Below are 24,701 nucleotides of genomic sequence, written 5' to 3'. Positions count from 1 at the left end.
ACTAGCTATTTAAAACATTGTTTGGATTTTGACGTGATCCATTTGTTCAGTTTTCAAGGAACTTGTTTGTCACATTTTGTAGTGACAGTTGTATATGTTATCACCATTCTTCGACAGTGTCAACAGCTTATTTTATTGTTTATTTCTCAATATTTCTGCTGTGTAACGCGATGTCTCCGAAGCGACAAGAAGTAATATACCATGTCCATTTCCGAAATGCAACTACTTTCGCGAAAAAACTTTCATTTATTTATAACCCCCCTCCTGAAACCTTATCCCTCATAATGAAAAAAAGCGCCGCGCACGTCCCAGAACCCAGGCGTGGCGGCACTTTTCAGCCAATTATGCTTCGTTTCCTTCTAATAAACGCAGCAATTCTGCTTCATCTTCAATTACAGTGACACCGAGCTCCTTCGCTTTCGTGAGCTTGCTGCCTGCATTTTCGCCAGCAATGACATAATCCGTCTTCTTCGACACGCTGCCGGATACTTTTGCTCCGCACGCTTCGAGCTTCTTTGCAGCTTCGTCGCGGCTCATGCCGGATAATGTCCCTGTAATGACCACCGTTTTGCCGCTGAATACACTATCTTCCCGCACAACGGCTTTATGCTCCGCTTCCGCGCTTACACCAGCCGCCCGCATACGGGCGATGCTGTCAGCCATAACCGGGTCTGCAAAGAAGCTTACAATACTCTCCGCTACAATACCACCGATATCAGGCAGCTCCACCAGTTCTTCCACCGAAGCCGCCATTACAGCATCTAAGCTGCCATAATGATCTGCTAGTGTCCGCGTGGTGGACTTTCCTGTGTTCGGAATGCCGAGCGCATATAGAAATGCCGTCAAATCCCGGCTCTTGGACTTCTCGAACGCATCAAGCAGCTTGCGCGCCTTCCGCTCGCCGAACCGTTCCAGCTTAATCAAATCGTCATACTCCAAGGCATACAGATCAGCAGGGTCATGAACCTTGCACTCTGTATACAGCTGTTCAGCCGTCATAACGCTGAATGTATCAATATCCATCGCATCGCGCGAGGCAAAATGCGTAATGCGGCCGATCATTTGCGGACCACAGCCTAAGCGGTTGTTGCAAAACAAATGCGCGCCGCGCTGCTCAAGCTCCGTGCCACAGGAAGGACACTGCTCTGGAAATACGATTTCCTGGCCATCTATTTCATCGGTTTTGCCGAGTATTTCCGGTATGACATCATTGGAGCGGCGAATCGTAACGAATGTACCAAGCGCAAACTTAAGATTTTTCCGTTCGATATCCCCGATATTATTGAGCGTACAGTTTTGTACAGTCACACCAGCAAGCTCAACGGCTTCGACGCGGGCGACAGGCGTTATTTTGCCGGTACGGCCGACTTCCCAAGAAACGGATTGCAGTATAGTTGCCGCTTCTTCCGCCTCGAACTTAAACGCGACCGCCCAGCGCGGGAACTTGTCTGTATAGCCCAGCGCTTCACGAGTACGGATATCCGTGAGCTTGACCACAGCTCCATCTATTAAATAATCGAGATCGGTGCGGCCCTCTGCCAAACGCTCCAGCTCCGCCGCCACCTCTTCGATTGTGTCAAAATACACCGCATACGGATTTACCTTAAACCGGTTGTCCCGCAAAAACTGCTGCATTTCCTGATGAGTGGTGAATGCCAGCTCTTCCGAATAGCCTATATTGTAGAAAAAAGCGCTCAGCTTCCGCTCCGCAGTCGTCTTTGGATTTAAGTTGCGCAGGGCGCCAGCTGCTGCATTGCGCGCGTTTTTGAGCGGCTCCGCCGCCGTCTGGTTGTATTTCTCCAGCACCGACAGCTGCATAATGCCTTCGCCTTGAACCTCGATCAAACCTTCCCGATACGGAATCGTGAGCGGGACGGAACGAATCGTCTTCACCTGTGCCAAAATCCCTTCGCCTATCGCGCCATTGCCCCGCGTAGCCGCCTGAGTCAGCTTGCCATCCTCATAGGTCAAATTCAACGTCAATCCATCGAACTTCAGCTCTATAACGTAGCTTGGGTCTGGGAGCGGATCAACATCCGGATTTTTCGTATTATAATCGTTAACCGTTCGCAGCATTCGCTGGTTCCAGGCATGCAGCCCTTCGATGTTTTGCGCCTTGTCCAAGCTCCATAGCTTGGCACGGTGACGATGAGGGTCAAAGCCCTTAAGCAGCTCTCCCCCAACACGCTGTGTTGGCGAATCCGGCAGCACGGTCCCCGTCTCCTTCTCCAATGCGACCAGCTCATCATAAAGCTTGTCATAGTCAGCATCGTCAATGGACGGCTGATCCAGCGTGTAATACTGGTAGTTATGAGCCGTAATTTCATCAATTAACGTAATCATACGTTCGGTTTGGGCAGGTGAAGCTGCAGCTGTTTCCGCTTGGTTCATTTCCACAGCAAATGTCCCCTTTCAATAATGAGCTAAACTTTTGTTATTGGCGCGAAGCCTGCAAGCAGCCGTTTCACCCCTGTCGGAGCGGGAAAAGCAATCTGAAGCTCCATGTCGTTGCCTGTTCCTTTCACGGAAACGATGACGCCTTCACCCCATTTGCCGTGGGCTACCCGGTCGCCGGCAGCGAACTGCTTCGCGCCTGCATCTCCAGCCGCCCCGGCTGCACCTGCACCGGCTGCTTGCGGCGTGCTTACTCGAACGCCGCTACTTGTGCTCGTGCCGAGCGATCGGCCTCCAGAGCCAAGCCCGCCATTTGCCGCAGGACGCGAAGGTGCTGTCCGTCCGCCCGAGCCGAAGCCAGTCGAGCTTCCAGCGCCGTATCTGCTTCCTCCCCCGCTGCGGCCAAAACCGCCCGAAGCGGAAGCATCCTTTTTGAGCTCGCTAGGCACTTCATCCAAAAAGCGTGAAGGCATATTCGAGGCGGTCCGCCCAAACAAGGTGCGCATCCGAGCCGAAGTCATAAACAGCTGCTTCTCTGCCCGAGTAATGCCTACATAAGCAAGGCGGCGCTCTTCCTCCAGCTCATCATTGTCGCTCAAAGCGCGGCTGTGCGGGAAGATGCTCTCCTCCATGCCAATAATAAAGACAACTGGGAACTCCAAGCCTTTGGCGCTATGCATCGTCATGAGCACAACAGCGTCGCTTGGGGCGGCATTGCCTTGCTCATCCTGCTTATCCATGGAATCAATGTCCGCGATGAGAGCGAGATCAGTCAGGAAGGATACGAGCGTCTTGTCTTCGTTGCGCTTCTCAAAGTCCATCGTAACGGACAGGAACTCGTCAATATTTTCGACCCGTGCCGTCGATTCCAATGTCTTCTCGCGCTGAAGCTCCAGCTTGTACTGGGTCATCTCCAGCACCTTCTCCGTCAGCTCCGTCACCGACAAATATTCAACCATGCCGGCAAGGTTGCTGATCATTATATAGAACTCTCCAAGCAGCGCTTGCGTACGGGCATTGATATCCAACCCCTGCAGGTTGCCCAAAACATTGAAAATCGAAGTGCCGCTCCGCGCTGCCTCCTCGGCCAGCTTGCCAACCGTCGTGTCACCAATGCCGCGCTTCGGCACATTAATGACGCGTGCAAGACTAATATCGTCATCCGGATTGGAAATCAGCCGCAAATAAGCGAGCAAATCTTTAATCTCTTTGCGATCGTAGAACTTGATGCCGCCTACGATTTGATAAGGGATATCCGATTTGATCAAAATTTCCTCTATAACCCGCGACTGCGCGTTCGTCCGATACAAAATGGCATGATCCCCAAATTTGCGGCCGCTATTTTTATTTTTGCGAATTTCGCCTGTTACAAAATAACCCTCGTCATGCTCGGAATCCGCCTGATACACCGTAATCTCATCTCCGGCACCTTGATCGGTCCAGAGGTTCTTCGGCTTGCGTCCGGTGTTCAGGCTGATGACCGCATTCGCCGCATTCAAAATATTAGCCGTAGAACGATAGTTCTGCTCCAGCATAATCGTCTGCGCTTCGGGATAATCGCCCTCGAAATTCAAAATATTCGTAATATCCGCCCCACGCCAACGATAAATCGACTGGTCGCTGTCGCCGACGACGCAAATATTGTGATGCTTGTCAGCGAGCATGCGGCACAGCATGTATTGCGCACGGTTCGTATCCTGATACTCATCGACATGGAGGTAACGGAATTTGTTCTGGTAAAAATCCAGCACCTCCGGCACTTCCTGGAACAGTTGAATCGTCTTCATAATCAAATCGTCGAAATCGAGCGAGTTATTGCTTTTGAGTCGCTTCTGGTAGGACTTGTACACCTTAATGACGATATCCTGAAAATAGTCCCCTGCCTTCTGTTCATACCGCTCCGGTGTAAGCAGCTCATTCTTCGCGGCGCTGATGGACGCTTGAACAGCCTTCGGCTCGAATTTCTTCGTATCGATATTCAGATCCTTCATACAGTTGCGAATAACCGACAGCTGGTCGCCTGAATCCAAAATCGTAAAATTGGAAGTAAAGCCAATCCGGTCAATATCCCTGCGCAAAATCCGTACGCACATCGAGTGAAAGGTAGATACCCAAATATCATTGCCCGACGGGCCAATCAGTGCGCTAACTCTGTCGCGCATTTCACGCGATGCCTTATTCGTAAAGGTAATCGCCAAAATGCTCCAAGGCGCTACGCGCTTCTTCTCAATTAAATATGCGATCCGATGGGTTAATACGCGGGTTTTGCCGCTGCCCGCTCCAGCCATAATCAACAGCGGCCCATCGGTTGCTTTTACCGCTTCGCGCTGCGGTGGGTTAAGCTTCTGTACCGCCTCGTCGATGCTTATAAAATTAAACATGGTCGTACTCCTTTGTTCGCATTTGTTCGCCTATCCATAGTGTAGACAACGGGCCGTGAAGTGTCAATTTGCAGACGCAAATAAAATCCTAAATAGGCGGTTGTTTTTTATAAAAGCTAGACTTCGTTTCTTGTATGCTTGCGAATCGTGTTGTGAACGGCAGGCACAGTAGCCAGTGCTGCCTGCAAATCCGCGTAAATAATATTGCCGACAACGACAGTGTCGCAAGCCGCAGCCGCCTCGCTCGCCTTATCTGCGCCATCGATGCCGCCGCCATAAAATAGCTGGGCCTGCGCGATCGTATCATACGCTTTTTGAACAAGTGCCATGTCGCCGTACTGACCACTGTATTCCATATAAATGACAGGAAGGCGCATGAGGCGGTCCGCCATTTGCACATGAGCAAGCACCTGTTCCTCGTTCAGCTCGGCATTCGCTCCTGTCAGCTTGGCTGCGGTTGCTTCTCCATTCAATATAATATAACCTTGCGCCGCCGTTTCCTCCCAAGGAATGAAGGAGCCGAATGCTTGCAGCCCTTCTGTCTGGCGACCATTAATCCACTCGGCCTGGCTCGTGTTCAATACAAGCGGCACGAAATAGCCGTCAAAGCCGGGAACCGCCGCATCCATCGACGAGACCTCCAGCGCGCAATCTACCGCATAACGGCGAATGCGCGACATTAAATCTACGGTATTCTCAAACGTCACGCCGCTAGAGCCTCCTACTAATACGGCATCTGTACCCGACATGCAAATCGCATCAAGCTCCTCATCGGAGATGCTGCGCTCCGGGTCCAGCTTAAATACATGTCTCCATCCTGCATACCATTGTCCGTCCATCCTCACCATTACCCCGCTTATCCCTATCCGTTATGCTCACTTGTCGTTATGAGCGCTCCAGTTATTTCAGTAACTATGGCTCTAAATCGCAGCCTGCTTCTTCCTATGCTAAGCGAGCCGCATGGCGGTGTCAAACGGCTTGAGTGACCCAAAGATCAGGTATCCTCAAGCGTAAACGGCTGAAGCCGTCCTATGGCGGCAATGCTGCCGTTTCGCGGTGAAATATAAGCTGATTATAAGGGTGAAACTTATAAATGCTTATATTTTCAAAAAAAGCCGACACTGCGTTTCCCGCAATGCCGGCTCTCCTCTTTCCGCTTTCTTACTTCACCAATTGTCCGCGTGTTACGCCGATTTGGTTTGTTGCTTTCAGCGTGCGCCATACTTTCGTTCCCGTAATCCGGCCATCAAGCGCATCGCGGTAAAGGGACAATACTTCCGTTACCCGCTCCGGCGTTTCTTCCAAAAATTCGACGCGGAATGATGGAATGCCCAGCTCCAAAAATTGCTTAATATATTCAGCGCCCGATTGCTCAATCGCGTTGTAAACCGTATTGCGGCAGCCTTCGTCTACGCGAACCGGATGGGACATGCCAATACGGTCCTGCAAGGAAGCCCGCGAATCTTCACATGGACGTCCACAGTTCGTGAAGTTGGTGCCTTCACTCATGAAGGTGCAGTAGACGCAGTGTTCCGTATGGAACATTGGCATATGCTGCTGGATTACGACTTCCAGCTTTGCCGTATTGGCCTTGTCCAGCATATCCATCATTTGCTGAATGTTCAGGTCATAGGAAGGCGTAATCATATCGAGGCCAACTTCTTCAAAAAGCTTTACCGTCTTGTGATTAGCCACATTCAGCGAGAAATCGCCAATCAGCTTAGGAAATGGCTGATCGGGATTTTCGGCCTTGGCGCGCAAATAATAATAAAGCGCACCCGTATTGCGGACAAGCACAGCGTCTGGCTTAAGCTTCAAAATGTTGGCATGGTAGCCGTTCTCACCCGGCATATGAATGCGCGGAGTTGCCAGAGCGATAGGCTTGCCTGCCGCTCGCGCCAGCTCTACAGCCGCCGGAAACTGCTTAATAAATTCAAAATCAGCATAAATCATATCGACATCGGCGGCAATCGCCGCTTCAACCTGCGGCAATCCGCGGCATAGAGCCGTCAGGCGCGGCGCAAGATCGCCTTCGTGCGAATAGCCGGAGGCAGCGGCTGGAACAGCCTCTTGATCCGCGTTGTCTGCCAGCGGGTCGATGTTATTTTTCACATAAACGGGCGGCTTCGGGCGTTCTCCAGCTAAATGCTCTACCGCTTCGCGGCGCATCCGGTTGAGCTCACGAACGGGCACAATCAGTTCGCCCTCAAGCAGCACTTCCAAATGGTCAAGCTGATAAACCGTTCCGCCTAGACGGCCCAGTTGATCGGCAAGCAGCTCGGCATCCATCGGGCGCTTCTGCGCCTGCTCCAGCAGCAGCTCAGAGACCACCTCTACCGTCGTTCCCTTCTGCATATCCGTCCATATCGTCCGCAGCGGCTCGCCGAGCTTGCCTGTTACCGATACATGAAGCGGGAAAACGCGGTATGGCTTCTCCGTCTCATAGGTCGCACGCAGACGCTTATCCAGCGCCGGGTCATTCGTCTTCCATACACGGTCGCCCACATGCACCTTGCGCAAATCAACGTCGCTGCGTCCTGGAACAAGCTCCAGCAGCGTGCCTTCCTGCGCTTCCCCTTCAATCTTCACGCCTTGGCGGCGAATGTCGTAGACGCGGCCGCCCTCTTCCTTCTTCGTTGGATCGCCAGCATCGAAAACGACGCCATCGCCACGCTTAAGCGGAGCTTCCAGACGGACGGTTACAGCATCGCGAAGAATACGCTCGACACGGCCAATGAAGACGCCGCGGCTTTTGGGAAACGTGCCTTCAACTAGCATTTTATTGTTCGTGCCAGACAGGAAGCCATGCGTGAAGCCGCGCGAGAAGCTTTGCTGCAATTCGCGAACTTCCTCTACCGATGGCTTGGACAGGTCGCCGTCAAAATATTTATCAATTGCCTTACGGTATTTGCTGACCACATTGGCAACGTATTCTGGGCTTTTGAGACGTCCTTCGATTTTGAAGGAAACGACACCTGCTTCAATCAGCTCAGGCACGAGATCGATCGCCGCCAAATCCTTCGGCGACAGCAAATACGAAATATCGCCCATCGGCTGATGCTTGCCATCGACCATAAGGTCATAAGGCAGACGGCAGGCCTGCGCGCATTCGCCGCGGTTAGCCGAGCGGCCGCCCCACATTTCCGAAGTCAGACACTGGCCAGAATACGATACGCATAGCGCGCCATGCACAAAAACCTCCATAGGAAGCTTCGCCTGCTCGCCGATTGTTTTAATTTGCTTTAGGTTATTTTCACGGCCGAGGACGACACGCTCCATATTAAACGGCTTCGTAAATTCCACCGCTTCTGGAGAAGTAATCGTCATTTGCGTCGAGCCATGAATCGGGAAATCCGGGGAAAGCTCGCGAATGAGCTTCACGAGTCCCAAATCCTGCACGATAACCGCATCTACACCTGCATCTATACACATTTCAATGAGCGCTTGCGCATCGCGCAGCTCGTCCTCAAATACTAGAATGTTGAAAGTCAAAAAGCCCTGCACGCCGTAGCTGTGCAAAAAGGCCATAATCTCTGGCAGCTCCTCACTGCGGAAATTATTCGCTCTCGCACGCGCATTGAATTTTTCCACACCAAAAAAGACAGCATCCGCACCGTTCGCAACCGCCGCCCGCATACATTCCCAGTCGCCTGCCGGAGCAAGCAACTCTACATCTTGACGCATTATATTTGCTTTCATAGTACCGCACATTCTCCTCAATAGTTAGCAATCTGTTGCTACTAGTGTAACAAACCGCCGCCAGCTATTCCACCATACATTGTTGACAAAATTATAGAAAGTCCAGACATGCTATCAAGCAGTCTTGTAAAAATCAAGGTGAAACGGCTTCCGCCGTCCTTTGGCGGCGCAGCTCGTTTCAGTCCGAGAAATATAGAGAAAGGATGGAAAAATCATATCCTTTCCTAATATTTAAAAAAGGAGAGAGCATAATTGCCGCTCCCTCCTTGTCTTCCGCCTGCCTTATGACTGCTTCGCAGCCTCTTCATTCTCGATCTTCTGCCCGTCGCTCAGCGTATGCTGGCCAGAGACGACAACAGTCTCGCCTTCTTTCAAGCCTTCTTGCACTTCCTGATAGACGCCATTGATGCGGCCCAATTTAACTGCGCGCTTCTCAGCTGTACCTGCATTGGACAGCATAACGAAGGTTTCGCTCCCTTCACGTACAATACTCAGCGATGGAATAGCAATTACATTCTCCTCTGCAACGGTCGTCAGCTCCACTTGAACGCGACTGCCTGGCTTGAGCGAGCCATCCGCATTGTCCGTTGTGAGCTCAAGCGCGTACATTCTCGTTTTTGCATTAGGCACCGAGGCGAGATAGACCACTTTCGCTTTTTTCTTCACAGATGGATTCTCCGAATTGTAGTAGACAAGATCTGACTTGCCGCGGGCCAGCTCGGCTGCTGGTTCGCTAAGCTCGGTTTTAATCGAAATTTGCTTCACATTCTGCACGACAGCTACTACTGTACCTGCGTTTATCGTCATGCCCTCGCTCACGGCAAAATCAGTAATCGTACCGCTCGCTGGAGCGGTAATTTGATAGCTGTCCAGTTGAAGATCTGCCTGCTCGACTGCTAATCTAGCCGCATCGATTTGGGACTGCAACCCGGAAAGCGAGCTGCCATTATCCAAATCGGCAAGCTGCTGCTTGGCCGACTCCAGATTACGACGTGCGGCATCAATCAAATTTTGATCATCACCGGCACTAGCCTGAATGTACTGCGTCTCCAGACTAGCAATATTATTCAGCAAGGTAGAACGGCTTGAAGCAATATCCTGCTTAGCCTTTACTAAAGATTGCTCTGCTGCTGTCAGGCTGGTTTCCGCGCGCTTACGGTCAAGCACTGCGAGATTCGACTCCAATTGAATGATGGCCTCTCCTTTTTGAACCGTGTCGCCATTGCTCTTAAGCACGCGAGCGATTTTGCCAGAAGCCATCGTCGGAATGTCCAGACGAACCGAGGCGCTTACCTCAGCGACCTGCTCGCGCGGAGCTCCCATGCTGTGCTTGGCTGCCGCCTCTGTTTTAATGACTGTCACTTGCTGCTCTACTGCTGTCTCTTCTGCAGCAGGTGCCGCGCTCGAGCATCCCGCAGCCATTAAAGCCATTGCAAACACGGCTGCGAGTGCGGCTTTGCTGCGCCGCTCCTGCTTGATAAAACGAAAAAACATATATTCCAGCTCCCCTCTATATTGTTAACCCTCTTAACCTTTTATGTGCCAAGCAAAAACGACTTCGTCGTCCTTCTAGGACGTGCGAAAAGCTTTGTCGGAGAAATATAAGCCTGTTTATAAGGGAAAAACTTATAAAGGCTTATATTTTAAATGTTTAGCCTTCCAAATGGGCAGGCTTATTAAAATCCACTGGTGCAGCTTGGCCCTTCCCTTTGCGGAACAGCTTGTTGCTAATAGCCTCAAGCATCTCATATACGACTGGCACGACTACAAGCGTAAGCAGTGTAGAAGTGATCAAGCCGCCGATAACAACGACCGCGAGCCCTTTAGAAATAAGTACGCCTTCACCAGTGCCCATTGCCAGAGGTATCATCGCTACTATCGTTGCGCCTGCTGTCATAATAATCGGACGCAGACGGACTCTGCCTGCTTCGACCAGCGCATGGCGGACGGAGAAGCCTTCATGCCGCAGCTGCTGCGCTCGGTCGAGCAATACGATCGCATTGGTAACGACGATGCCGATCAGCATCATAAATCCAATGAGGGATGTAATATTAATGGATTCATTCGTAACCAGCAGGCCTAGCAAACCGCCAATAATGGCGAGCGGCAGCGAGAACAGAATCGCGAACGGCGTGCTGGCATTGCCGAAGCACAGAACCAGTATAAAATAAACGATAGCGATGGATACAGCCATAGCCATAAACAGCTGCGTGAAGCTTTCGGTGATTTCCTCCGACACACCTTGTATCTCGGTAGATACACCTGTTGGAAGCTCAATTGCATCCAGCGCTGCCGCCACTCTTGTGCTGACATCAGTCTGGTTTGCTGCATCAATGGTAGCCGACATCTTCACGACCTGCGAGCGCGATTCCCGGCTCAATGCAGCAGGGGCCTGTACTTCCTCTACTTTGGCCACCTCTTGCAAATAAACGATGCCTGCCGTCTGCGATAAAATCGGCATTTTGCCAAGCTTCTCAAGCGAGCCTTTATCTTCATCGCGAAGCTTGACCACTGTGGAATACAAAACATTATCAAAGCGAATATCTCCAAGGCGCTGCTCTGCAAGCCACATCCGAACTGAATCTCTGACATCAGCAGGATTAAGTCCAAGCTCTCTAGCCTTCGTCTGCGAAACGGTAATGCTTATTTCCGTTTTGGCGTCGCTAAGCGTATCCTTGATTTTAGTAAGCTCAGGGAATTCCTTCATTTTATCCTTGATGAGTGCGGCCCCCTGCTCAAGCAACTGTTGATCGTCACCTTTCAGCACATAAGAGAAGGTTCCTCCGTTAAGACCTCCACCACCGCTTGCCGTCTCTCCCGTTACTTCCGTGCCTTGCGGCAACTGGTTTTTAATCAGCTCCACATAGTTGTTCAAGACCAGCATTGCATCCTCTGCTTCGCTGATCTCAGCGGTAAGCAAGGTTGTATAAGGAACGGTATCGTCACTGTCCGCATATCCAACCAAGGACTCCACGAAGGTGAACAAGGCGCCGCCCTGGCTGTCTTTGGCATCCAGCAGCATCTTCTCAATTTCCTGTGACTGCATGTCATTGCTCTCCAGTGACGTTTCATATGGATACTTAACTTGGAAGTACACGAGCTTCTCTGGCCCGCTCGAAGGCAGGAAGTTAACTGCCAAATTCGGAATCGTAATCGCCATGGTCACAACAAGCATGACAAGCGACATCAGCAAGGTTTTGATCCGATTAGTCAAGCACCATACTAGAATACGCTCATATAGACGCGTTACTTTGCCGTCATGCGCATGCTCGTTCTGCTTAATCTGCTTGCGGCTGCGAAGTACGAGCAGCTTTGTCATCATGGGAATGACCGTCAGCGCCACGACCAGTGAAGCAAGCAGAGCACATGATACCGTCAGCGCGAATGGCCGGAACATCTGTCCAACGATGCCGCCAACAACTGCGAGTGGCAGGAACACGCCTGCCGTAACGAGCGTCGAGGATGTAATCGCCATGGAAACTTGGCGGGTAGCCATAATAATGACGGATTCGCCGCGCTCCTGCGCTTTTTCCAGATTGCTGTATATGTTCTCAATGACGACGATACTATCGTCCACAATTCGCCCAATGGCGATGAACATGCCGCCGAGCGTCATAATGTTCAGCGTAATATTCATGCTCGACATCATAATCAGCGTGATCAGAATCGAGAGTGGAATCGAGACGAGAACGATCAACGTCATCCGAATATTGCGAAGGAATAGCAGAATCATAAGCGAGGCAAGGGCAATCCCGATAAAGCCTTCCTTTAAAATGCCGCTGATCGATTTTCTAACCTCATCTGCGCCATCGTAAATTTTTTGGAATGTAACCGCTGGCTGCTTTGTTTCCCAATCGGTCAGCACCGAATTGACTTCATTGGAGAAATCAACCGCATTGGCTTCGCTCATCTTATAAAGACGAATGCCCAGCGCAGGCTGATTGTTGTAGCGGGCAATAAACTTCGATTCGTTCACAGCCTGAACATCTCCCAAATCCTGAAGCAGCACCGTTTGGCCGGTCCTCGTGGCAAACTCCAAATTTCGGAGGCCGTAAATGCTGTTCAAATCGCCACTCACCCGTGCCATTTGCGATTTGCCGTCCAGCTCTACAGAACCGACTGCACCATCCGTCAGAGCGGATTGAATGGCACTGGTTACCTCTACCGCCGACAAGTTGAACACGGATAAAGCATCTGCGTCCAGCAAAATATCGAGCGAGGTTGAACTAACGCCAATAGAATTAACATGGTCAATACCATTAACACCTTCCAGCGATGGCTTAATGCTATCCTCGTAAAGCTTGTTGAGCTCCATTTGCGACATGCCTTCCCCGGCATATAGCGTTAAGTAATAAGCAGGCTGGGAGGAAAAGCCGAAGGTCAAAACCTTTGGCGTACTCGCGCCAGCCGGAAGTGCTACCTCTTGCAGCAGGCTTTCCAGCTCCGTCTTTTTCTCCTTTATATCGTAGCCCTGCTTAAACTGGACAACGACGCTGGAGATATTATCGCTGGATGTTGAGCTAAGTGTATCTAGCCCCTGTATGTTCGCGATTTTATCCTCAATCGGCTTCGTCACCTCATCCATCACATCCATTGGCGGTGCCGGATATGTGGTTTGAATCATGGCGACTGGAAACGAGATATCGGGGATCGTCTCCATTTTCAGAGTCACCGTTGCGTATAGCCCCCCTCCTACAAGCAGGGCAATCAATATAACCATTGCAGCCACTTTATTCATCGAAAAGCGGATTAAACCATTCAACCAGAACCCCTCCTACTCGCGTGTATACCTCAACGTTAAACTTTCTGTATGAACATAACGTGAACCATGCAAAAAAAATGATGCAAGCAGTCCTTTTTTTTTTGGCGTGGTTCGCATTTGTAGGAGTGATATGGCAAGCTATGGAGGGATGGTCCTGTCATTATCCCTTCTTCCGTGCGAATGCAAGCGGCTGCTTAAGCCCGTCAGGAAATGCGTTTTTTGGCTGCCATGCTCGGCAGCGTCACGTCTACGCGCGCACCGCCTTCCACCCGGTTTGTAATACGGATGACGCCTCGATGCAAATTGACGATTTTCTGGGCGATGGAGAGGCCTAGGCCGCTTCCTCCCAGCTTTTTGCTGCGCGACTTGTCCGCCTTATAAAATCGTTCAAACAGCCTAAAGCCGTCTTCGTCAGGAAACCCTCTGCCATTGTCCGATACGGATACTTTAATGCTGTCTGTATCAAAGCTCATTTCAATGCGTATATATCCGCCTTCCGGAGCAAATTTGATCGCATTGCCGATTACATTTATCCATACTTGGCTAAGCCCATCCTCATCGGCATTTATTTTCACATGGGGCAGCTCCAGTATCATCTCAATCGATTTTTCGGACCACTGCGGCTCGCAGACCAAAATAACTTGGCGCAGTTGCTCATCGAGATCATAGGTAACCGGATCAAAAGCAGGCACTGCCGAATCCAGTTCCGCCAGCTTAAGCAAATTATCGCTAAGGCGCGACAGACGCTGGCTTTCTGTATAAATAATGTTTAGATACCGCTGCTTCTGCTCGGGATCTTCCACCGCATCCAGCATAAGCATTCGCGAAAATCCGGCAATCGACGTCAGGGGCGATTGAATCTCATGCGAGACGCTGCTTACAAATTGCCCACGCAGTTCATCCATCTGCTGAATTTCCTTCGCCATGCCGCTAAAGCTTTGGGCCAGCTGCCCGAGCTCATCTGTACGCTTGCCTGATCTTAGCTGAATGTCGAAGCGCCCACTCGCCATCCGCTCTACCGCCTGCTTCATTTCTTTAAGCGGACGCACCAAATAGATGGCGGCCACAAAGATGCACAGACCGCCTACCCCGAGCACAACAGAAAGAGCAACGAAGAGCATCTGGTTGAAAATAACAGTTCTACTCGTCGGCTGGTGCACGAACAACGCGTACGTTTTATGATCAGAAGTAAACGGCATGCCGAGCACGAGGCCTTTGCCCTCCGTGAACCCAAAATCAAAATCCACAAACGGCTCGCCGTTTAATACAGATGTTGAAATGCTGTCTCCGGGAGCAATGCCAAATTCCGCAAACAGCTTCCCCTCCTCGGTGAGCCAGCCCTTGTCATCCATAACCATATATTTATAGGTCGGGGTAGGCTCTAATAGCGTAACAATTCGCTTCGCTTCCTCAATGCCATACTGCTCATATAAAGCGGCAATCGAATGTCCGTATTGCAGAACCTCCTTCTGCACCATGGTGATCACCTGGTCCTTAAACAGCGTAATCGTAATGAAGAAGGCGCTGACCAGACCAATCAGCACCGCTGTTATAAAACTAATAATAACCCTTACATATAAGGTTCTTAGCATGCGTCCACCATTTCGAGCCTGTAGCCAAGCCCCCGCTTGGTCACAATCGTAAACGGCGCATCCATTTCTGCAAAACGTTCGCGCAATCGCTTAATATGTACATCCACTGTCCGCTCATCGCCGAAAAACTGCGGACCCCAAATTTGGCTGATCAGCTCGTTGCGCGTGAAAATTTTGCCCGGGTTGCCCGCCAGCTTGAACAGCAGCTCAAATTCCTTCAACGGCAGCGCCACCCGTGCCTGCCCCTGAATCATCTCAAACGTATGCCGGTCCAGCACAAAATCGCCCAACTGCAGCCGCATTGACGCTTCAATTCGGTAGCGTTTCAACAATGCCCGAACACGCAGCACTAACTCATAGGGCTCGAAAGGCTTCACCATATAATCATCAGTTCCCAGGCCAAACGCTTTGATTTTCTGATTAATTTCACGCTTTGCTGTTACCATCAGCACAGGGATATTCGGGTATTCTTCCTTTACATATTTACATAGCTCCCAGCCATCCATGAAGGGCATCATCACATCAAGCACCACTAAATCTGCTTTTTGCTTTCGCAGCAGCCGAATGGCCTCTTTGCCGTGGCTTGCCTGAATCGTCTGAAATCCCTCACTGCTAAGCTGCGCGTGCATGAGCTCGCGTATATCTGGATCATCATCTACCAGCATGACACTTGCCATCTCTTTGTTCCTCCCGCTCTCCTGTGGCTTCTCCATTGTTTTCGGCAGTTCCTATTTAAAATTATAGCTTAAGGACAGAAAAAACTGTCAAGTATTATCTTTAACTTGTACGGATGAGCGGGCTTTAGGTAACCTTTTGTTTAGTTTATATGCGATTATGTCAAATTTGCAGTTTTCATTAGATATCGGCAATTAGGCAATGGTATAATGGGAATTAGCTTTTCTTATAAATAGGAGGAATGATTGCACATGAAATTAGGAGTATTCAGCGTGCTTTTCGCACAGAAGTCATTTGAAGAAGCGCTCGATTACATAGCTGCCAAAGGACTGGATGCTATTGAAATCGGCACTGGCGGTTACCCTGGCACAGCCCACTGTGATCCTGATGTCCTGCTTGCTGATGAAGAAAAGTTGAAAGCGTTTAAGCATGCAGTAGAATCACGCGGCCTGATCATCAGCGCCCTGAGCTGCCACGCTAATCCGCTGCACCCACAGAAGCATCTAGCTGCTGCGGATGATGCTACTATTCGCAAAACGATTGAGCTCGCAGGCCGCTTGGGCGTTCCTGTCGTTAATACATTTTCCGGCTGCCCAGGCGACCACGAGGATGCTAAATATCCAAACTGGCCGGTTGCGCCTTGGCCAAACGATTTCCAAGAAATTTTGGCTTGGCAGTGGGAACACAAAGTTATCCCTTATTGGACTGAGATCGGTGCGCTTGCTGAAGAGCATGGCGTGAAAATCGGACTTGAGCTGCACGGCGGCTTCTCCGTTCACAGCCCGGCAACGCTGCTTCGCCTTCGTGAAGCGGTTGGCCCGGTTATCGGCGCCAACCTAGATCCGAGCCATATGTGGTGGCAAGGGATTGATCCGGTTCAAGCTGTTCATATTTTGGGACGCGCTGGCGCAATTCACCATTTCCACGCGAAGGATACGACGATTGATCCAATCAACGTCAACCATCACGGCGTAACGGATATGCAATCGTATTCGCTGATGCTGGATCGCGCTTGGCAATTCCGCACCGTCGGCTTCGGGCATGACCTGAAGGTATGGGCGGACATTATTAGCGCGCTTCGTCTAGTCGGCTACGACTATGTGGTGAGCATTGAGCACGAGGACGGCCTGATGTCCGTTGATGAAGGTTTCACCAAAGCGGTGCAAAACCTGCAGCAAGTGCTGATTAAAGAACCACTAGGCGAAATGTGGTGGGTATAGGCCCAAGGAAGGCGGCTGCATCCGGCGAGGATGCGGCCGTTCTTTTTTTGCAGAAAGGAGGTGGGCAGGCTCGTAAAATCTTTACATTCCACTAATAAATAACACTCCCCGCGTTAATCCTACTAGCGTACTCTATAAGAGCAACCCCCCACTAAACCAGAGGATAGGTGATCAACATGACTGGCTATGCTACTGATGCCGCTGCTGCTTCGTTCGTCCCCCAACTTAACAAAGGCCAAACCTGCTATGAAGCGCTCCAGCTGTTCCGCAGCTACCCGGAAGCGCCTTGCGCTGTCGTATGCAATTCGCTGGCAGAGCCTGTTGGGCTCATTATGCGCGACCGTTTTTTTCTCCAATTATCGAGCAGCTTCCTTGGCTATTATCAGGCGGACATTACCAAGCTCATGAATACCCGCTTCCACTCCATCATCGCTTCCTCCACTGACACAAGCTTTAATACAGGCAGCAGCCCCTCATTGAAAAATAAAGCTGTTGAACTTCACGCCGACCTAAGCAGCGATTACATCGTTATGACGAATGAGCAGGGCCAATTCGCGGGTATCATTCATGCTGCCGCCTATTCGTACAAAATAGAGCCGTAACCCGAACCGCCCACGGCAGCCTCGGATCACGACTCTTTCTTTGTGTTCGCTGAAATCAGCTTATCCCCGCGTCATTTCTACCCCATTGAGCACTAGCCGGTAACGAATGTCCGCTTTCAGCGAATCCGAGACAGCGCAATATTTTTCCTTGCCCAGCTCAATCGCTTTCCAAATCCGGTAATCCGGCACATCGCCATTCACTTTGAAAATAAGATCAATGGCCGTAAAGCCCTTCGGCATTTCCTCTTTACGCGTACCTTCCGCATCTATCTCGATGCTGCTGATTGAACCAAGGAACGCATCCATAATCATCGTAATATCGATGCCGATACAGCCCGCGAGGCCCGCCAGCAGCAGCTCCATCGGTGTAGCTCCTTGCCCGTCGCCGCCATATGCTGCGGTCGCATCCATTCCAACACTGTAGCCAGATGGCCCTACAGATGTAAATGCACGTTTGCCTGTCCATGTTGTTGTAACCTTCATTACGGTTTACCCTCTTTCTTTCGTAAGAATCGAAGGCCAAGCCTCCTGCTTTAACTTTGTGGTTAGCATTAATATTCTGTCGTTCTTTATTGCTGCTCTTGCTGCAATCCTCTGTGCTGACCCAGCTTGTTCAGAAATCGACGCGCCCGTTCGGTAACAGGATGATCGAAAAACACATCTGGCGCGGCCTCCTCGACAATTTGCCCATCATCCATAAACACAACACGATTCGCTACATGGCGGGCGAAAGCCATTTCATGCGTCACCACCAGCATCGTCATACCTTCGCGAGCCAGCTGCTGCATCACATCAAGCACCTCGCCGACCAATTCCGGATCAAGCGCAGATGTCGGCTCGTCAAACAATAAAACATCCGGCTCCATCGCCAGCGCCCTTGCAATCGCTACCCGCTGCTGCTGTCCGCCAGACAGCCTTGATGGATATTCATCCAGCTTGCCTTCCAGCCCGACGCGCTCCAGCATTTTTTTGCCGATAGCAATAGCTTCGCTTCTTGGCAGCTTTTTCACGACGAGCAGCGATTCAATGACGTTACCCAGCGCTGTTTTATGCGGGTACAGGTTAAACTGCTGAAATACCATCCCGCTATGACGGCGAATGGTTCGGACATTCTGATTATGCTCGCGTGGCTTCATCTGTGTATCAAGGCGAACACCGTTCATCTCAATACGGCCTCCGCTGAGCGTCTCCAGCCCGTTCAGACAGCGAAGCAGCGTGCTTTTTCCCGAACCGCTTGGCCCGAGCAGCACAATAATTTCTCCGGGATTGACCTGAAGATTGATACCCTTCAGCACCTCGGTGCCTTGAAAAGATTTCGTTAATTTCTCCGTCGTAATCATCGTGTTTCTCACGCCCCAACCCAAGCGTAAACGGCTGTCGCCGTCCTCTGGCGGCAAAGCTTCCGTTTCGCGATGAAATATAAGTCCATTATAAGAGTGAAACTTATCATTTCTTATATTTTTAATAAGCTTTGGACAAGCGCTTCTCAATCGCTTCTAAAATAGCTGAAAAAGCGGTGCTCATCACCCAGTACATAACTCCAATTCCCACATAAAACGGCATATAGACGTAATACTGTGCTATAAGCAAAGTCGCCTGACGCAGCAACTCGGTTACAGTAATAGCTGAAACGAGCGATGTCTCCTTAAGCATTCCAATAAACGTATTTCCCATTGGTGGAATGGCTACCCTTGCCGCCTGCGGAAGCACGATTCGATAAAGCGCCTGCCAAGAGGTCATGCCCGTTGCATATGCGGCCTCCATTTGCCCTTTTGGAATGGACAAAATCGCACCACGAAACGTTTCCGACAAATACGCACCCACATTAATACTCAGTGCAATCGTTGCTGCCGTCAGTGGCCCTAATATAATTTTATAGTCCGCCAACCCATAATAAACGACAAAAATTTGGATAAGCACTGGGGTTCCACGAATAATCGAGACATATCCCCGAGCCAATAGCCGAATGGGACGGTTACCCTTCAAACGGGCAATCGCTACTACTCCTCCGATTATGAGCCCAAAAAACATCGACATAACCGTAAGCAGTAGTGTGTAATACGCGCCCTTTAGCAGAAAAGAGAAATTTTCAAAAACGAGATTCATAACGTGAAGGTTCCCTTCCGTCTACGTGGTTTCGCAAGGTAAAACTTATAAATCCATATAATTTGACGAGAGCCGGGCTTATTCAGCCGCTGGCTCTTCGCCGAACCATTTCACAAAAATAGTTTTATACGTGCCGTCGGCTTTCATCGCCTTCAAAGCTTCGTTCAGCGCGTCACGGAATTCCGGGTTATCTTTGCGGACTGCAATGCCTGCGTTGTCCGATTTAATTGGATCGCCAACCGCTTTGATTTTGAAGCCATTTTTCTCGACGATTGGTTTCAGGGCATACATATTGTTAATAGTCGCATCAATACGTCCGGCATTCAGATCCTTCAGTGAAGTAATGACATCATCATAGGTTTTAATGGTGAAGTCGCCGACTTCAGGCAGCACCGTTTTGCGAAGATAGGTCTCGTCGTTCGTACCCAGGCCTACACCAATATTTTTGCCTTTAAAGTCAGCCAGCTTCGTGATTGTATCGTTTTTTTCGGCTACGATGATTTTTACAGAGTTCGTAATGTACGGTTCTGTAAAATCCATTTGCTCCTTGCGCTCGTCGGTAATCGTCATTTGGCTAATGACGACGTCAAATTTCTTCGCCTGCAGTCCAGCAATCATACCGGAAAACTCCTGTGCGACAAACTCAGCTTTTACGCCAAGGCGCTTGGCAATTTCTTTTGCAATATCGGCATCAAAGCCATCTATTTCCTTATTGTCGTTTAAAAAGTTATACGGCGCATAAGTTCCCATCAAACCTACCTTGAGAACGCCTGCTTGCTTCACTTGCTCCAGCAGATTGGCAGGAGCCGCTGTTTCTGCTTCCGCAGTCGGCGAAGCCGAGCCCGCATTGCCGCTGTTGCCGTTCTTCGAGCCGCAGCCCGCCACAATAACCGCCAGCAGCAAAATAGCTGTCATCATCCATAACGTTGATTTTTTTATTTGAATCCTCATCTTCCACTCTCTCCTTCATAGCTTCTCTAATATTTTATTATTGCTTATTAATGTGTCCGGCTTTCGCAGGGAAATGCAGCTAAATGCCTAATAAGCCGAAAAATTCAAAGCGCGCCGTTTCCGCAGCCAGCAATTCCGCAGATTTTACCGCAATAGCATCGCTTTCCGGCGAGCTGCGAAACAGCCAACGGGACAGTACGCCTTCAATGAGGCTCATCAGAAATGCCGCTCGCAGCTTGGCATCAATGGTAGCCGGCAGCATGCCCAGCTCAGTGGCGCGTTCAATATTGAGTACAAAGGATTGCTCCATCGCCATTTGAGTAACCGTTATTTCCTGTCTAACGACTTCGCTGAAGCCTGTGCCATCAAGCAGCATGCCCATTAAATAACGATTTTCCTTAGCAAAATGGAAGAGCTCGGCAAGCAGATGCTCAGAGGCTGATACCATATCCTGCACCGAACCGGCATTTTTTCGGTAGCCTTGTCCAATAACCGTAAGCAACCGCTCCCGGCCATCCTGTACAATTTCTATAGCTATAGCTTCTTTACTTTTGAAATACCAATAGAAAGTACCTTGCGCTACTCCTGCATCCGCTACAATATCCGATACTTTCGTCGAATGGTAACCATGAAGGGCAAAACGCTTCAGTGCGGACTCCATAATTTGGCGTTTGCGCTCCGCATTGTTCGCCGTATTGCGATCTACGGTTCCGATAACAGCATCGCCTCCATTGATTGACTCGTCAGTCAGTTTTGATTTAAATCCTATCGGATCACTCGTATATTGTCAAGTGGATAACAAAAAAAGACCACCCAGGTCGCATTCAACTTGGACGGTCTTTCTTGTTTGTCGTTATGCCAACCATACTTTGGTGATCATGATGTAATCAATAAACAAAAACAATCCCAAAGATACAGCTGTGAAACCAATCGCGAAAATGTTCTTCTTGCGCTCTTTCACCAACCGGACAAAGCCGATCAATAACAAAATTGTAAACGCAAGCATAAACCAGTCAAACGTGTTAATGTTGCTGGTCGCTTGTGCTGCTTCTTCTGCCAAAAACATTTGAATGACCCCTCCCACAGTTAAGCTTTTGCTCCATTTCACTTGCTTTAGGACCTGTCCTCCAAACCAAAGAAATCCATTTGGCCACACGCATCCTATCCTAACCTATATGTTATCTTTTCCATGCGCCTGACGCAAGTCCGAATCTGTTTTCGTAACAACTTTGTCACGTTTGTCCATCAAGCATGACTAATACCTTATTGCCAATCAGGCTAATCCTTTTCCACTATCTCCTTATACGTTGTCCAGCTTTGCCCAACCTTATAACCTGCGGCCGTCCTGGAATATGGATGAAATTCAAATCAGACAAAGAAAAAAGGCTAACCCACATCAATGGGCTAGCCTTACATCATCAGGCCTAATTAGAAGCCGCAGCAACGGACGCTTGCGTCTCGCGCCGCTGGATGGTCCGTTCCCGGTCACGCTCCATAATTGGCTTCAGGTATTTCCCTGTATAGGACTTGTCTACCTTCGCCACTTCCTCCGGCGTTCCCGTCGCAACGATTAAGCCGCCACCGCTTCCGCCTTCCGGTCCCAAATCGATCAAATAATCGGCTGTCTTAATGACATCGAGATTATGCTCAATGACAAGCACCGATTCACCCGAATCAACAAGGCGATGCAAAACCATCAACAGACGGTCAATATCATCGGCATGCAAGCCTGTCGTCGGTTCATCCAAAATGTACAACGTTTTCCCCGTACTCCGGCGATACAGCTCGGAAGCCAGCTTAACACGCTGTGCTTCGCCTCCAGACAATGTCGTTGCAGGTTGTCCCAGGCACATATAACCTAAGCCTACATCAAGCAGCGTCTGTAATTTGCGCTGGATTTTCGGGATATTTTCGAAAAACTTGCAGCCGTCCTCAATTGTCATTTCCAGCACATCGGAAATACTCTTGCCTTTATATTTCACTTCCAGCGTTTCGCGATTGTAACGCTTGCCTTTGCAAATTTCGCAAGGGACATACACGTCAGGCAGGAAATGCATTTCAATCTTGATAATGCCGTCTCCACGGCAAGCCTCGCAGCGGCCGCCCTTCACATTAAAGCTGAATCTTCCCTTCTTATAGCCCCGCACCTTGGACTCATTCGTCGAAGCATAAAGATCGCGTACATCGTCAAACATGCCCGTATACGTAGCGGGATTCGAGCGTGGCGTTCTGCCAATTGGCGATTGGTCAATATCAATAACCTTCTCCAAATGCTCGATTCCGCGCATTTCCTTATATTGTCCAGGCCGTGTTCTCGCTCGGTTCAAATCACGCGCCAGCGTCTTATAGACGATTTCGTTGACGAAGGTTGATTTGCCCGAACCAGATACGCCAGTAACCGCCGTAAAAATGCCAAGCGGAATCTTTACATTGACACCACGCAAATTGTTTTCCTTCGCACCGCGAACCTCCAGCCATTTGTCTCCCGCCGCACGACGCTCCAGCGGCACCTCAATAAACTTGCGTCCGCTCAAATATTGGCCCGTCAACGAATTTTCATTGTGCATGATTTCCGCCGGTGTTCCTTCCGCGATAACGGTACCGCCATGAATGCCCGCACCAGGGCCAATGTCGATAATATAGTCAGCAGCCAGCATCGTATCCTCATCATGCTCTACAACAATAAGCGTATTGCCGATGTCCCGCATATGCACAAGCGTCTCAATCAACCGATCATTGTCCCGCTGATGAAGTCCGATGCTCGGCTCATCCAAAATATAAAGAACGCCCATCAGGCTCGAACCGATTTGTGTTGCCAATCGAATCCGCTGCGCCTCACCGCCGGACAGCGTTCCAGCCGCCCGGTTCATCGCCAAATATTCCAGCCCGACATTGACAAGGAAGCCTAGCCGACTGTTGATTTCCTTCAAAATCAGATTGGCAATCGTTTGTTCCCTCTCCGTTAATACCAGTCCTTCGAAGAAGCGCTGCGAATCGCCAATCGAGAGCGAAGTGACATGAGCGATGTTCTGGGAGGCAATCGTTACAGCAAGTGTTTCCTTGCGCAGCCGCTGGCCTTTACAGCCGCCACAAGGCTTGGCACTCATATAAGCTTCGATGTGTTCCCGCATGGAATCGGACGCTGTCTCGCGGTAGCGCCGCTCCAAATTATTGACGATACCTTCAAACGGTACATAAGCCTCTTTACGATGACCAAAGTCATTCTCGTATAGGAAGCGAACACGTTCTCCACCGGTACCATAAAGCAGCTTATTCATTTGCTCGTCGCTGAGCTCAGAAACCGGCACATCCTGTGGAATGCTATAATGCTCACAAACCGAGCTTAAAAACTGCGGATAATAATTGGACGTGCTTCCAGCCCAAGCAAGAAAAGCAGCTTCTTTAATAGATTTGCTCATATCGGGAACGAGCAGATCCGGATCGACGATCATCTTCGCGCCTAGTCCGTCGCAATCCGGACAAGCACCGAACGGGCTGTTGAACGAAAACATCCGCGGCGCGAGCTCCTCTACGCTAAAGCCGCATACTGGACAAGCAAGGTTTGAGCTGAACAACAGCTCTTCCTTCTCCATTACGTCAACGAGCACCCGGCCATCAGCCAATTTAAGCGCCGTCTCTATCGAATCAGCCAAGCGGCTGTGCACGTCTGCCTTCACAACGATACGGTCGACAACGACCTCAATGCTATGTTTTTTATTTTTCTCCAGTTCGATCTTCTCACTGAGCTCGCGCAGCTCGCCATTTACGCGAACGCGGACAAAACCCTGCTTCTGAATGTCTGCAAACAGCTTCGTATGCTCGCCCTTGCGGCCGGATACGAGCGGAGCCAAAATTTGCAGCTTCGTCTTCTCGGGATATTCCATAATGCGATCGACCATTTGTCCTACGGTCTGCGAAGTAATTTCAATCCCATGCTCCGGACAATGCGGCTTGCCGATTCGTGCGTATAACAAGCGAAGGTAGTCGTAAATTTCCGTTACTGTACCTACAGTGGAGCGCGGATTGCGGCTCGTCGTCTTCTGGTCAATTGATATCGCCGGAGACAATCCTTCGATAGAATCTACATCTGGCTTCTCCATTTGGCCGAGAAACTGTCTTGCGTAGGCAGATAAAGACTCCACATAACGGCGCTGTCCTTCGGCGTAAATGGTATCAAATGCAAGGGACGATTTGCCTGAGCCGCTCAAACCCGTCAATACAACAAACTTGTCGCGCGGAATGGTGACATCAATATTTTTCAAATTGTGTGCACGAGCGCCTTTTACTACAATTTTGTCGCTTCCCAATCTTATTGCCTC

At 50.1% G+C, this 24,701-nt stretch carries 17 protein-coding genes; 2 read left to right on the top strand and 15 right to left on the bottom strand.

All coding sequences use genetic code 11. The features are described from left to right. Positions 1–342: 342 nt before the first annotated feature. The 8 genes from ligA to ACSR9A_RS07515 form a co-directional block, all read right to left on the bottom strand. Positions 343–2,391, bottom strand: coding sequence for an NAD-dependent DNA ligase LigA (ligA, locus tag ACSR9A_RS07550; RefSeq protein ID WP_473756478.1), 2,049 nt, complete (start codon positions 2,389–2,391; stop codon positions 343–345). A gap of 32 nt (positions 2,392–2,423) precedes the next feature. Further along, positions 2,424–4,775: a DNA helicase PcrA gene (pcrA, locus tag ACSR9A_RS07545; protein ID WP_473756474.1), complete on the bottom strand. Its 2,352-nt coding sequence runs from the start codon at positions 4,773–4,775 to the stop codon at positions 2,424–2,426. Positions 4,776–4,891: 116 nt separating this feature from the next. Then, positions 4,892–5,614: a heptaprenylglyceryl phosphate synthase gene (pcrB, locus tag ACSR9A_RS07540; RefSeq protein WP_473756477.1), complete on the bottom strand. Its 723-nt coding sequence runs from the start codon at positions 5,612–5,614 to the stop codon at positions 4,892–4,894. Between the two features lie 322 nt (positions 5,615–5,936). Next, on the bottom strand, positions 5,937–8,474 hold the full coding sequence (locus ACSR9A_RS07535; protein ID WP_473756473.1) for a U32 family peptidase: 2,538 nt from the start codon (positions 8,472–8,474) through the stop codon (positions 5,937–5,939). Positions 8,475–8,756: 282 nt separating this feature from the next. Next, on the bottom strand, positions 8,757–9,968 hold the full coding sequence (locus ACSR9A_RS07530; RefSeq protein ID WP_473756472.1) for an efflux RND transporter periplasmic adaptor subunit: 1,212 nt from the start codon (positions 9,966–9,968) through the stop codon (positions 8,757–8,759). A 157-nt stretch (positions 9,969–10,125) separates the two neighbouring features. Next, positions 10,126–13,236 carry an efflux RND transporter permease subunit gene (locus tag ACSR9A_RS07525; protein WP_473756471.1) on the bottom strand — a complete coding sequence of 1,037 codons (3,111 nt, stop codon included), beginning with the start codon at positions 13,234–13,236 and terminating at the stop codon, positions 10,126–10,128. Positions 13,237–13,439: 203 nt separating this feature from the next. Next, the gene (locus ACSR9A_RS07520; protein WP_473756470.1) at positions 13,440–14,828 is read right to left on the bottom strand and encodes a sensor histidine kinase; all 1,389 of its coding nucleotides are present in this window, start codon (positions 14,826–14,828) and stop codon (positions 13,440–13,442) included. Next, on the bottom strand, positions 14,822–15,505 hold the full coding sequence (locus ACSR9A_RS07515; protein ID WP_473756469.1) for a response regulator transcription factor: 684 nt from the start codon (positions 15,503–15,505) through the stop codon (positions 14,822–14,824). Before ACSR9A_RS07515 ends, ACSR9A_RS07520 begins: the two co-directional genes overlap by 7 nt. 249 nt (positions 15,506–15,754) lie before the next feature. On the opposite strand from ACSR9A_RS07515, the gene ACSR9A_RS07510 reads away from it, so the two are divergent. Both ACSR9A_RS07510 and ACSR9A_RS07505 read left to right on the top strand, forming a co-directional pair. Continuing rightward, positions 15,755–16,723, top strand: coding sequence for a sugar phosphate isomerase/epimerase family protein (locus ACSR9A_RS07510; RefSeq protein WP_341279818.1), 969 nt, complete (start codon positions 15,755–15,757; stop codon positions 16,721–16,723). 176 nt (positions 16,724–16,899) lie between these two features. After that, complete coding sequence (locus ACSR9A_RS07505; RefSeq protein WP_473756468.1) at positions 16,900–17,325, top strand: CBS domain-containing protein; 426 nt, start codon at positions 16,900–16,902, stop codon at positions 17,323–17,325. Positions 17,326–17,385: 60 nt separating this feature from the next. Here the strand turns inward: ACSR9A_RS07505 and ACSR9A_RS07500 are convergent, their stop codons facing one another. The 7 genes from ACSR9A_RS07500 to uvrA all read right to left on the bottom strand — a co-directional run bounded on the left by ACSR9A_RS07500 (position 17,386) and on the right by uvrA (position 24,689). After that, positions 17,386–17,808 (bottom strand): OsmC family protein, encoded by a 423-nt coding sequence (locus ACSR9A_RS07500; protein ID WP_338553331.1) that lies wholly within the window; start codon positions 17,806–17,808, stop codon positions 17,386–17,388. A gap of 86 nt (positions 17,809–17,894) precedes the next feature. Continuing rightward, a complete protein-coding gene (locus ACSR9A_RS07495) occupies positions 17,895–18,665 on the bottom strand; it encodes an amino acid ABC transporter ATP-binding protein (RefSeq protein ID WP_341279822.1) in 771 nt (256 codons plus the stop codon). A gap of 121 nt (positions 18,666–18,786) precedes the next feature. Beyond that, positions 18,787–19,431 (bottom strand): amino acid ABC transporter permease, encoded by a 645-nt coding sequence (locus tag ACSR9A_RS07490; protein ID WP_341279823.1) that lies wholly within the window; start codon positions 19,429–19,431, stop codon positions 18,787–18,789. Between the two features lie 78 nt (positions 19,432–19,509). Next, positions 19,510–20,382 (bottom strand): transporter substrate-binding domain-containing protein, encoded by an 873-nt coding sequence (locus tag ACSR9A_RS07485; RefSeq protein WP_473756467.1) that lies wholly within the window; start codon positions 20,380–20,382, stop codon positions 19,510–19,512. A 79-nt stretch (positions 20,383–20,461) separates the two neighbouring features. Next, complete coding sequence (locus ACSR9A_RS07480) at positions 20,462–21,043, bottom strand: TetR/AcrR family transcriptional regulator (protein ID WP_473756466.1); 582 nt, start codon at positions 21,041–21,043, stop codon at positions 20,462–20,464. Between the two features lie 192 nt (positions 21,044–21,235). Next, a complete protein-coding gene (locus ACSR9A_RS07475) occupies positions 21,236–21,448 on the bottom strand; it encodes a PH domain-containing protein (RefSeq protein ID WP_341279826.1) in 213 nt (70 codons plus the stop codon). A gap of 358 nt (positions 21,449–21,806) precedes the next feature. Beyond that, positions 21,807–24,689 carry an excinuclease ABC subunit UvrA gene (uvrA, locus tag ACSR9A_RS07470; protein WP_341279827.1) on the bottom strand — a complete coding sequence of 961 codons (2,883 nt, stop codon included), beginning with the start codon at positions 24,687–24,689 and terminating at the stop codon, positions 21,807–21,809. Positions 24,690–24,701: the final 12 nt, after the last annotated feature.

The organism is Paenibacillus sp. R-74696 (assembly GCF_055814915.1).
This window is presented reverse-complemented; position numbering and strand designations above follow the sequence as displayed.